This window comes from Cellulomonas hominis, from assembly GCF_005239125.1.
Classification (GTDB): domain Bacteria; phylum Actinomycetota; class Actinomycetes; order Actinomycetales; family Cellulomonadaceae; genus Cellulomonas; species Cellulomonas hominis_A.
Map to the genome: position 1 here is coordinate 22,663 of NZ_SZYE01000020.1, position 11,589 is coordinate 34,251.

The 11,589-nt window shown below is 70.9% G+C and carries 10 protein-coding genes; all 10 read left to right on the forward strand.

The window, feature by feature from the left end; translation table 11 throughout:
- The first annotated feature begins 49 nt into the window (after nt 1–49).
- On the forward strand, nt 50–1,387 hold the full coding sequence (locus FA014_RS04675; RefSeq protein ID WP_154728538.1) for a NosD domain-containing protein: 1,338 nt from the start codon (nt 50–52) through the stop codon (nt 1,385–1,387).
- 49 nt (nt 1,388–1,436) lie between these two features.
- A complete protein-coding gene (locus FA014_RS04680; protein WP_154728539.1) occupies nt 1,437–2,471 on the forward strand; it encodes a LacI family DNA-binding transcriptional regulator in 1,035 nt (344 codons plus the stop codon).
- Between the two features lie 18 nt (nt 2,472–2,489).
- On the forward strand, nt 2,490–3,458 hold the full coding sequence (locus FA014_RS04685; RefSeq protein ID WP_154728540.1) for a glycosyl hydrolase family 32: 969 nt from the start codon (nt 2,490–2,492) through the stop codon (nt 3,456–3,458).
- 12 nt (nt 3,459–3,470) lie between these two features.
- Nucleotides 3,471–4,391 (forward strand): PfkB family carbohydrate kinase, encoded by a 921-nt coding sequence (locus tag FA014_RS04690; RefSeq protein ID WP_154728541.1) that lies wholly within the window; start codon nt 3,471–3,473, stop codon nt 4,389–4,391.
- Nucleotides 4,392–4,476: 85 nt separating this feature from the next.
- On the forward strand, nt 4,477–5,508 hold the full coding sequence (locus tag FA014_RS04695; RefSeq protein ID WP_154728542.1) for a LacI family DNA-binding transcriptional regulator: 1,032 nt from the start codon (nt 4,477–4,479) through the stop codon (nt 5,506–5,508).
- A 104-nt stretch (nt 5,509–5,612) separates the two neighbouring features.
- Nucleotides 5,613–6,455: an ABC transporter permease gene (locus tag FA014_RS04700; protein ID WP_230322868.1), complete on the forward strand. Its 843-nt coding sequence runs from the start codon at nt 5,613–5,615 to the stop codon at nt 6,453–6,455.
- A 7-nt stretch (nt 6,456–6,462) separates the two neighbouring features.
- On the forward strand, nt 6,463–7,449 hold the full coding sequence (locus tag FA014_RS04705; RefSeq protein ID WP_154728544.1) for a carbohydrate ABC transporter permease: 987 nt from the start codon (nt 6,463–6,465) through the stop codon (nt 7,447–7,449).
- Nucleotides 7,450–7,513: 64 nt separating this feature from the next.
- Nucleotides 7,514–9,109: an ABC transporter substrate-binding protein gene (locus FA014_RS04710; RefSeq protein ID WP_230322869.1), complete on the forward strand. Its 1,596-nt coding sequence runs from the start codon at nt 7,514–7,516 to the stop codon at nt 9,107–9,109.
- An 82-nt stretch (nt 9,110–9,191) separates the two neighbouring features.
- The gene (locus FA014_RS04715; RefSeq protein ID WP_154728546.1) at nt 9,192–10,607 is read left to right on the forward strand and encodes a glycoside hydrolase family 32 protein; all 1,416 of its coding nucleotides are present in this window, start codon (nt 9,192–9,194) and stop codon (nt 10,605–10,607) included.
- A gap of 184 nt (nt 10,608–10,791) precedes the next feature.
- Nucleotides 10,792–11,589: hypothetical protein (locus FA014_RS04720; RefSeq protein ID WP_230322870.1), on the forward strand; the 798-nt coding region annotated here is incomplete at its 3' end.

Below are 11,589 nucleotides of genomic sequence, written 5' to 3' on the forward strand. Positions count from 1 at the left end.
CGCCCCGGCTGCTGCCGGGCAGCACCTGCGCGACGAAGGGCATCAGCACATGGCCAGCACCAACCGGTACGACGTCACCCAGTGGCCCGGCGGCAACCCCTACGAGGACATCGGTGCCGTGATCAACGGGATCATCGCCGACGTCAAGGCCCGGCAGCAGCACCCCGACGTCCACGACGGAGGCAAGCCGGGCGCGGTCATATCCATCCCGCCGGGTGACTACCGGCTGCGGACGCAGGTCGTGATCGACATCAGCTACCTGCGGATCGAGGGGTCCGGGCACGGCTTCACCTCGTCGAGCATCCGGTTCAACGTGCCGCAGGAGGAGTGGAGCGACCTCCACGAGCTGTGGCCAGGAGGAAGTCGGGTCCTCGTCGACCTGCCGATCGAGGACGGCGCCGACCAGCGCGCCGGTGCGGCGTTCTACGTCGACCGTTCCGGGAGCCCCCGGATCAGCTCGGTCGAGTTCGCGGACTTCTGCATCGACGGGATCCACTTCACCGAGGACGGCTCGGACGTCGACCCCGAGAACACCTATGTCAACGGCAAGACGGGCATCCTCGTGGCCGGCGCCAACGACTCGTTCCGTGTCACCGGGATGGGCCTGGTCTACCTGGAGCACGGGCTGACGATCCACCACGCCGACGCGCTGTCCGTCCACGACAACTTCATCGCCGAGTGCGGCAGCTGCATCGAGCTCCGCGGCTGGGGCCAGGCGTCGAAGGTCACCGACAACCTGATCGGGGCCGGCCCGAAGGGCTACTCGATCCTCGCGGAGAACCACGGCGGGCTCCTCGTGACAGCGAACAACGTCTTCCCCCGCGGGTCGAGCAGCATCGAGCTGCACGGCGTCCGGCGGTCGAGCATCACCAACAACCGGCTGCACGCGTTCTACCCCGGGATGGTGGTGCTCGCCGACGGCAGCTCCGAGAACCTGATCGGGTCGAACCACCTCCTGCGCGACCACGAGCCGTGGGCCCCGTTCTTCGGCGTCGACAACGGCCGGGACGACACCTACGGCCTGGTCCGCATCGACGGTGAGCACAACTCCGTGATCGGGAACCACTTCTCCGAGGTGGTGGACGCGCAGGCGATCCGCCCGCCGGGCGCGACACCGGTGATCGTGCGGCTGGTGTCCGGCACCGGCAACTACGTCGCCAGCAACCACGTGGTCGGCCGCGACGTGCGAGCCGCGGCGGGCGAGTCGGCGTACGCCGCCCAGGTCGACGCGCTGCTGAGCACCGGGACGGCGGGACGCCTCGCGGTGACGTCCGTCCTGGTCGACGACGGGTCCCACCACAACACGGTCCTCGACTCGGGGGACGAGACGCAGGTGAAGATGGACAGGGCGGTCAACGCCTTCAGGCCCACACCCACCGTCGCCTGACGGCGGCGCGGGCGCAGCTGCAGAGGACCGACCGCGGATAGGCGAGGCGATGAAGCAACGACGAGTGACGATCAAGCAGGTGGCCGCCGAGGCCGGGGTCTCGATCACGACCGTCTCCCACGTCCTGAACGACGTCCCCGGGGTCCGGGTGAACCCGGCGACGCGTGAACGTGTCCACGAGGCCGTGGCGAGGCTCGGCTACGTGCCCAACAGCCTCGCCCAGTCGCTGCGCACGCAGCGGTCGAACACCATCGGGCTCATCGGGGACGAGATCGCCACCACCCCCTTCGCCGGGAAGCTCGTCCTCGGCGCGCAGGAAGTGGCACTGGCCCGCGACGCCGTCGTCCTCGTCGTGTCGACCGGCTACCAGCGCGACGTCGAGAACCGGGAGATCGCCGAGCTCCTGCGCCGGCAGGTCGACGGGATCCTCTACGCGTCGATGTTCCACCGGCGGGTCGAGCTGCCGGCGCAGCTGGCGTCCGTCCCGACGGTGTTCGTGAACGCCGAGTGCGCCACGCCCGGGGTGCCGTGGGTCACCCCTGACGAGGTGGCCGGCGGCAGGGACGCCGCGGAGGTGCTCCTCGCGGCCGGCCACCGTCGGCTCGGGTTCATCAACAACGTCGACGAGATCCCGGCGTCCGCCGGCAGGCTCGAGGGGTTCCGTTCCCGCGCTGCGGAGGCCGGCGTCCCCGCGGCGGACGTGGCCGTCGTCACCGCGGAGACCACTCCCGCCGGCGGCTACGCGGCCGCACGAGAGCTGCTGACGAGCGAGCGGCGGCCCACCGCGGTCTTCTGCTTCAACGACCGGCTCGCCATGGGCGCGTACCGGGCCGCCGCCGAGCTCGGCCTGCGCGTACCGGAGGACGTCTCCGTCGTGGGCTTCGACAACCAGGAGTACGTCGCCGACGGGCTGTACCCCGGCCTGACGACGATCGAGCTCCCGCACTTCGACATGGGCGTGTGGGCCACGGAGCACCTCTTCGACCAGATCGACGGGGTGCACGAGGGCGCCGCGTCCGCGCGCTTGCGCGGGCCGGTCATCCACCGAGGATCCGTCGCGCCGCCCCCCGCGACTCAGCACTGACCTGGAAGGTACGACTCCATGCCGAACGCCCTGCCCGACGCCTGGACCTGGGACATGTGGTTCGCCGACGACGGGACGCACCACCACGCGTTCTACCTGAAGGCCTCGCGCGCGCTCGGGGACCCGGAGCGACGCCACTTCTCCGTCACCGTCGGCCACGCCGTCTCCACGGACCTGCGCACGTGGCACGAGGTCGCGGACGCGCTGATCGCGTCCGACCAGCCGGCCTTCGACGACTTCACCACGTGGACCGGGTCGATCGTCCGGGACGCCGACGGGATCTGGACGATGTTCTACACGGGAACCTCGCGGGCCGAGAACGCCACCGTGCAGCGGGTCGGGGTCGCGCGATCGACCGACCTGTACACCTGGTCCAAGGCGAGCTCAGAGGCCGTGTGCGAGGCCGACGCGCGCTGGTACGAGACGTACGACGGGGCCAGCTGGCCCGACGAGGCGTGGCGCGACCCGTGGGTCTTCCGGGACGGCGACCGGTGGCACATGCTGATCACCGCCCGGGCCAACCAGGGTGACCTCGACGACCGCGGCGTCATCGGCCACGCCACCTCGACGGACCTGCGCAGCTGGGCCGTGCAGCCGCCGCTGTCTCAGCCGGGCGCCGGATTCGGCCACCTGGAGGTGCCGCAGGTCGCGACCGTCGACGGCCGGCACGTGCTGATCTTCTCCTGCCTGAACACCGAGCTGACCCGGGCGCGGCGCGCCGACGGCGAGCGCGGGGGTGTCTGGTCCGTGCCGATCGACGACACGACCGGCCCGTACGACGTCGCCAAGGCGACCCGCCTGACCGACGAGACGCTGTACGCCGGCCGGCTCCTGCAGGGCCGGGACGGAGCCTGGTGGCTGTTCGCGTTCGACCACGTCGACGCTTCGGGGGCGTTCGTCGGGTCGCTGTCCGACCCGATGCCGGTCGGCTGGGACGCGAGCGGGCGACTGCGGGTGGCCGACGGTCGTTTCGACGAGCTGGTCTGAGCGGAGTCGGGCATGGGACGGTTCCTCATGATCGGCGAGGCTCTCGTCGACGTCGTCCAGGCCGCGGACGGCGCGCGCACGTGCCACCCCGGAGGCAGCCCTGCGAACGTCGCGCTCACCACCGCGCGACTCGGCGACGACACGCGGCTCCTCACGTGGATCGCACCGGACGAGCTCGGTGCCGTGGTGCGCGAGCACCTCACCAGGGCCGGGGTCGTCGTGCTGCCGCAGTCGGTCGGTGCGACGCGGACGTCCACCGCGAAGGCACTCGTCGACGACACCGGGGCAGCGCACTACGAGTTCGACCTGGAGTGGACCCTCGCCCCCGCTGCCGTCGACCCTGATACGACCGTCGTGCACACCGGGTCGATCGCGGCGCTGGCGCCGACCAGCCCGCCGGGCGCGTTGTCCGCCCTGCTCGCCGCAGCCCACGAGCGCGCCACCATCACCTACGACCCGAACCTGCGACCGACCGTCATGGGGCCCGTGGACCTGGTCCGCGGCGAGGTCGAGCGTCTCGTCGCGCGGGCCGACGTGGTGAAGGTCTCCGACGAGGATCTCGCGTGGCTGTACCCGGGCAGCGACCCGCACGACGTGCTCGGCCGGTGGGTGGGAGACCACGCGCTCGCGATGGGCGTCCTCACCCGCGGCGCGCAGGGCCCGTCCGCGATCCTCCGGAGCGGGGAGCGCGTGGACGTCCCGGCGCCCGCCGTCACCGTGGTGGACACGATCGGCGCCGGCGACTCGTTCATGGGCGGGTTGCTGCACGCGCTCGACCAGGACGGTCTGACGGGAGCCGGAGGCCGGGACAGGCTCGCCGCGCTGACCGCGGGCGAGGCGAGAGCGGTCCTCGCGGTCGCCGCGCGGGTCGCGGCGGTGACGGTCAGCCGCGCGGGGGCCAACCCGCCGACGCTCGAGGAGCTCTCGGCGTGACGGGGCCGGACCGGGGGTGTTGACCGGCACGGCACCAGGGCGCTACTTTGCCGTCAATCGTATAACCGACACGACGGAGTGGACGATGGAGCAGCGAAGGCGCGCCACCATGCGCGACGTCGCCGACCGCGCCGGCGTGTCCCAGGCGACCGTCTCCCTCGTCCTCAACGACGTCGCGGGCGGCCGGGCCACAGAGGAGACGCGGGCGCGTGTCCTCGCTGCCGCCCGTGACCTCGAGTACCGCACCAACGCCTTCGCGAAGACGCTGCGCAGCGGGGACTCGGGGATCATCGGGTTCATCTCCGACGAGGTCGCCAGCGCGCCGTTCGCCGGTGCGATGCTCAAGGGGGCGCAGGAGCTCGCCTGGCAGACCGGCAACGTCATCCTCAGCGTGGACACGTTCGGTCGGCCCGACCTCGAGGCAGCCGCGGTCGACATGATGCACTCCTACCAGGTGCGAGGAGTGCTCTACGCGGCGATGTACCACCGGGTGCTGGACCTGCCTGCGGCCCTGCGGGACCTGCCGGCGGTCGTGCTGAACGCCCGCGAGGCGTCCGGGCGGGTCCCGAGCTTCTTCCCGGACGAGGAGCAGGGCGGCTACACCGCCACCCAGCAGCTGCTCGACGCGGGCCACGACCGCATCGCCTTCATCAACATCCAGGAACCCGACAGCGACCTGCCGGCCGGTATCGGCCGGCTCGCGGGCTACCGGGCGGCGCTGGAGGAGCGCGACGTGCCGTTCCGCGAAGAGCTCGTGCGCTACGGGGGCGGTGTGGTCGAGGACGGCCTCGCGCTGGCCCGCGACCTCATGGAGGCCGAGCGCCCGACCGCGATCTTCTGCGGCAACGACCGGACCGCCTGGGGCGCCTACCGCGCGCTGGAGCGCATGGGTCTGCGTGTCCCGGACGACTGCTCGATCGTCGGCTTCGACAACCAGGAGACCCTCGCCCCGTTCCTGGACCCCGGCCTGACGACGCTGCAGCTGCCGTTCGAGGTGATGGCGCGGCGCGCGCTCGACGCGGTCCTCGACGGCCCCCGGACCGGCTCCCCGTTCAACCCCGTCGAGTGCGCACTGGTCAATCGAGGATCAGTGGCGAGCGCAAAGGTGACCGCATGACGACCCCGACCTCACCGCCCCGCACCTCCCCGCCGGCTCGGCGCACGAGCCGATGGCGCCGGATCCGCGCATCGTGGCAGTTATACGTATTACTCCTCCCGGCCGTGCTGTACGTGCTGGTGTTCAAGTACTGGCCCATGTACGGCGCCCAGATCGCGTTCCGGGACTACAACCCCGTCGACGGCTTCTCCGGCAGCCCGTGGGTCGGGCTGGAGCACTTCCGGCGCTTCGTCGAGTCGTTCCAGTTCGAGCGGCTGCTCGCCAACACGCTCACGGTGAACGCGCTCGGGTTGCTGATCGCGTTCCCCATCCCGATCGTCCTGGCGCTGATCGTGAACCAGCTGCAGAGCCAGCGGTTCAAGAAGTTCACGCAGACGGTCCTGTACTCGCCGTCGTTCATCTCGGTCGTGGTCGTGGTCGGGATGATCTACCTGCTGTTCTCGCCGCGCTCCGGGATCGTCAACAGCGCGATCACCGCCGTCGGTGGGGAACCGGTGTTCTTCATGGGCTCGCCCGAGTGGTTCCGGCCGCTGTACATCGGGTCCGACATCTGGCAGAACGCCGGGTTCTCGATGATCGTCTACCTCGCGGCGCTGACGGCGATCGACCCGGCGCTGCACGAGGCCGCACGGGTCGACGGCGCGAGCAAGTGGCAGCGGATCCGGCACATCGACGTCCCCGGAATCATGCCGGTGATCACGATCCTGTTCATCCTGGCGATCGGGAACCTGTTCAACCTGGGGTTCGAGAAGGTCCTGCTCATGCAGACCGACCTCAACCTCCCGGCGTCCGAGGTGATTCAGACCTACGTCTACAAGACCGGCCTGCAGAGCGCCCAGTTCAGCTACTCCGCCGCCATCGGGCTGTTCAACTCCCTCATCAACCTCACCCTCCTGCTGACCTTCAACTGGGTCGCCCGGCGGGCCAACAAGACGAGCCTGTGGTGATGACGCCATGACCCTGACCACACCCACCCCGCACGCCGCCGGCGACGTGCCCCGGACGACGCGCCTGGACCGCGGCACGGGCGGCGTCCCGGCGCCGCGGCGCCACGCCTGGCGCGACCGGTTCGCCGACCCCGTGTTCACGGTCCTGACGACCGCGGTGCTGCTCATCGCCGTCGTGGCGATCGTGTACCCGCTCTACTTCATCGTGATCGCCTCGGTCAGCGAGCCGTCGGCCATCCTCAACGGCGACGTCTGGCTCTGGCCGCAGGGCTTCACGACGGAGGGGTACGCGCGGATCTTCTCCGACCCGACGATCCTGCGCGGGTTCGGGAACTCGGTGCTCTACACGGCGCTCGCGACGGCCGTCAGCGTGGTGACGATCCTGTGCGGGGCGTACGCCCTCTCCCGCAGGGACCTGTACGGCCGCACGTTCTTCATGCTCCTGTTCGTCATCACGATGTTCATCGACGGCGGCCTCATCGCCCGGTACCTCGTGGTGCGCGACCTGGGGATGCTGAACACGATCTGGTCCGTCGTCCTGCCCGGTGCGGTGGGCGTGTGGAACCTGATCATCGCGCGGTCGTTCTTCGAGAACAACGTCCCCGGCGAGCTGCGGGAGGCGGCCCAGCTCGACGGCGCGAACGACTTCCGGTTCTTCGCGCAGATCGTCCTGCCGCTGTCGAAACCGTTGATCGTCCTGATGATCATGATCCACCTCGTCGCGAACTGGAACGCGTTCTTCGACGCGCTCATCTTCCTCAACGACGAGAGCAAGTACCCGCTGCAGCTGGTGCTGCGCAACGTGCTCATCCAGTCGGAGGCGACGGCCGCCGGCGGCGCCGGGGCGCTCGACTCCTACGCCGCCGCGCAGCGCCTGGGTGAGCTGATCAAGTACGGGATGATCGTCGTCTCGACGGTTCCCCTGCTGCTCGTCCTGCCGTTCATGCAGAAGCACTTCGCCAAGGGCGCCCTCCTGGGTGCCGTGAAGAGCTGACCAGCGCCACCTCTTTCGATCCGCCGAGACAAGGAAGAACACGATGAGACACCGCCGTTTTGTCATGCCCGCTCTGCTCGTGACCACCGCCCTGACGATGACCGCCTGCGGTGGTGGCGGCGACGACAGCTCGTCGAGCGTCGAGGACGCCTCCGCCGACTACGGCTTCCAGGAGGAGGGCCTGCCGATCGTCGACGAGACGCTGGCCCTCCGGTTCGGCGGCACGAAGTCCGCGCTCGCGCCGGACTACGCCGACATGGAGCTGGTCCAGCAGTGGGAGCAGGACACCAACATCGCGATCACGTGGGAGAACCTGCCCGACCAGGTCTACCAGGAGAAGAAGAACCTCCTCCTGGCCAGCGACGACATGCCTGACGTCCTGTTCAACACGGGCCTCACCGACTCCGACATCGTGCAGTACGGCGACAACGGGACGCTCGTGCCCCTGGAAGGACTCATCGAGGACTACGCACCGACGCTGACCGCGATCCTCGACGAGCGCCCCGACATCCGCGCGGCGCTCACCGCGTCCGACGGCCACATCTACACGCTGCCGTCCGTGGAGGAGCTCGGGATCCTGCAGTACCCGAACTTCCTGTTCATCAACAAGGCGTGGCTGGACGCGCTGGGCCTGCCCATGCCGAAGACGATCGACGACTACCGCGCGGCGCTCGAGGCGTTCGCGACGCAGGACCCCAACGGCAACGGCGTCGCGGACGAGATCCCGCTCAGCTTCCGCACCGACTCGTTCTGCGCGAACCCGTGGGACCTGATCGCGGCGCTGGGAGGCCAGCCGGAGAACAACGACCACCGCATCGTCCGCGACGGAGAGGTCGAGTTCACCGCGGACACCGACGGGTACCGCGCTGGTGTGCAGGCGCTCAACGAGTGGTACGACGAGGGCCTCATCGACCCCGAGTCGTTCTCCCAGGACGACGTGGCCTATCTCGCCAAGGGGAAGTCGACCACCCCCGTGCTCGGTTCGTTCTTCTGGTGGGAGGCCAAGGAGATGGTCGGTGAGGACCGCCTGGACGACTACGCGCTGCTCGGCGTGCTCGAGGGCGTCGACGGCGAGCGGCTCGCCAGCGTCACCAACAACCAGGAGATCAGCCGCGGCGCGATGGCCATCACCCGCGCGAACAAGTACCCCGCGGCCACCATGCGCTGGGCCGACCGGCTGTTCGACCCGGTGATGTCGGCGCAGGCGAGCTGGGGCCCGATCGGGGTGACGCTCGAGGAGGACGCCGACGGCATCCTCACGCAGATCCCCGCGCCGGTGGGCACCTCCGAGGGCGAGCGGCGCCAGCAGGTCGCGCCGGGCGGGCCCAAGATCACGACGCGTGAGGACTTCGAGACGGTCGTCGCGCCGGAGCCGCGGGCGAAGGAGCGCCAGGACCTCGTGACCGAGTTCTACGCCCCGTACCAGGCCAACGACATCTACCCGGCGGTGCTGCTCTCCAACGAGGAACTCGACCAGGTCTCCTACGCCCAGACGGACATCAACACGCTCGTGAAGGAGAAGTTCGCGAGCTGGGTGGTGCAGGGCGGGATCGACAAGGAGTGGGACGGGTACGTCTCCCAGCTCCAGACCCTCGGCGTGGAGGACGTCACCGGCGTCTACCAGGACGCGTACGACCGCTACCAGGACGGCCAGAAGTAGCACATCGCTCCAGGCCGGGGCCGCCGCGGCGGCCCCGGCCGGAGCCCGCGCACCACCGCACGCACCGACGTCAGGACTCGCTTTGACCGCCACCCAGCCCTCGTCCGTCACCGCTCCCGGCGCGCACGCGCCGCACCTGCGGCCGCAGGCGCACTTCACCGCCCGGGACACCTGGCTCAACGACCCGAACGGCCTGGTGTTCCACGACGGGGTGTGGCACCTGTTCTTCCAGAACAACCCGAGCGGGAGCACCTGGGGGAACATCTCCTGGGGGCACGCGGTCTCCCGCGACCTGGTGTCGTGGACCGAGCTGCCCGTCGCCATCGCCGCCACCTCCGAGGAGATGGTCTTCTCAGGCAGCGCGGTCGTCGACGCCCACAACACCTCGGGCCTCGCGGGTGCCGGCGAGACCGCGCTGGTCGCGGTCTACACCAGCTCGTACACCGCGCACTCCGAGCGGCCCGGGATCCAGGCGCAGTCCCTGGCGTACAGCGTCGACGACGGCGCGACCTGGCACCGGTACGCGGGCAACCCGGTCCTCGACATCGGGTCCGGCGAGTTCCGTGACCCGAAGGTCTTCTGGCACGGCGGCGACGACGGTCGCTGGATCATGGTCGCCGTCGAGGCGACCGAGCACCGCGTCGCGATCTACTCCTCCCCGAACCTGGTCGACTGGTCCCTGGAGTCCCGCTTCGGTCCCGCGCACGCCACCGGCGGTGTGTGGGAGTGCCCCGACCTGTTCCCGCTGCGGGTGCGCGGCACGGACGAGGAGAAGTGGGTGCTCGTCGTGAGCCTCAATCCCGGAGGGATCGCCGGGGGATCGGGCACGCAGTACTTCGTCGGCGACTTCGACGGCACGGCGTTCACCCCGGACCGGGTCGTCGAGGACGGCGGGATCGAGGACTACGACTGGCTCGACCACGGGCCCGACTACTACGCCGGTGTGTCGTTCAGCGGGGCCCCGGGCGGGCGGCGCGTGACGATCGCGTGGGCCAGCAACTGGGCGTACGCCAACTCCACCCCGACCGAGCCGTGGCGGTCCGCGATGTCGCTGGCTCGCAGCCTGGACCTCGTGCGGTGCGCCGACGGCCGGCTCCGGGTCGCCCAGTCCCCGGTGCTCCCGTCGCCCGACGATCTGCCGGACGGCGTGCTGGTGCACCGGCTCGTCGTCCCGACGCGTCCCGGTGAGCGGAGCGAGATCGCTCTGACCGCGGGCGACCCCGCCTCCGCCGAACGGGTGCAGATCGTGCTGGACGGAAGCTCCCGCACCCTCACGTGCGACCGCACCGCCGGTGGCGACACCGGGTTCCACGCCGACTTCCCCGGGTCGTTCCAGGCGCCGCTGCAGGGAGCCCAGCTCACGGACCTGACGATCGTGGTCGACGGGTGCGTCGTCGAGGTCTACGCCGACGGCGGCCTCGCGACCGTCACGATGCTGGTGTTCCCCAGCGCCCCGCTGACGGAGGTCTCCCTCGAGGGGGCGCACGCCGATCGGTGACGACCCGGGGCGAGCGGGCGCGGCTCCCGTCGGCGGGCCCACGTCCTCGGGCGAACACGCGATGTCGAGGTCGTAGCCGGTGGTCATCCGTCCCGGATGAGTACCGCGCCCGGCCCTGGCCTCCCCGTTGCTCCGGTCCTACCGTCGAGTGGTGCGTACGCAGCCCCGCCGCCGAGGAGGCACCGTGGAGCGCTCCGGTGACACCCCGCCGCCCGCGCGCCCGGGCGGCAGCCCGATGCTGATCGTGCTGATGATCGTCGTGGTCCTCCCGTCCGTGCTGCTCGCCGACGCGTGGGGTGCCGGGGCCGCGGGGATCATCGGCGGCCTGACCGGCATGTTCTCGCTGGTCGCGTTCATGGGCGGCCCGCTCCGGGCCGACCTCCGCGTCGCCGCGGTGCTGGGGCCGTTGCTGGTGGTGGCCGCGGCGGTGCCGCGCCTGGTGGCCGAGGCGTCCCGACCGGCGGCGATCGCGCTCGTCGTGCTGCTGACCGTCGTGGCCGCGCTGCTGCCGCTGGTGGGACCCCGCTTCGCCAACGCGGGCATGGGCCTCGGGATGACCACCATGTTCGGGTACGGCTACGCCCCGATGGGCGCAGCCGACCACCGGCAGGTGCTGGCGGCGGCTGTGGCGGGGGTGGTCGTGGCGGTGCTCCTGCGCGTGCTCATGGGGATCTCCGACCCGTCGAGGACGACCCGGCAGCAGGTCGCCGCGGTGCTCGTGGCGGACGACCCCGGTGCGGCGACCGCGACGGCGTTCGGCACGTGGCTGAGCGACGGGCGGCAGCGCTGGCTCGCGCAGGCCCTCGAGGGGGCGTCGCGCTACCGGCTGGCCCTGCACGCCGCCACGCGGACGCCCGCGGGCGCAGACGGCGCCGACGGCACCGACGCGCGCCGGGCCCGCGCGCGCGAGCTCGGGGAGGAGCTCACGGCCAAGCCGCGGCGGCGCGAGGCGGTCGCCGCCGCGTCCGGGCCCGTGCCGCAG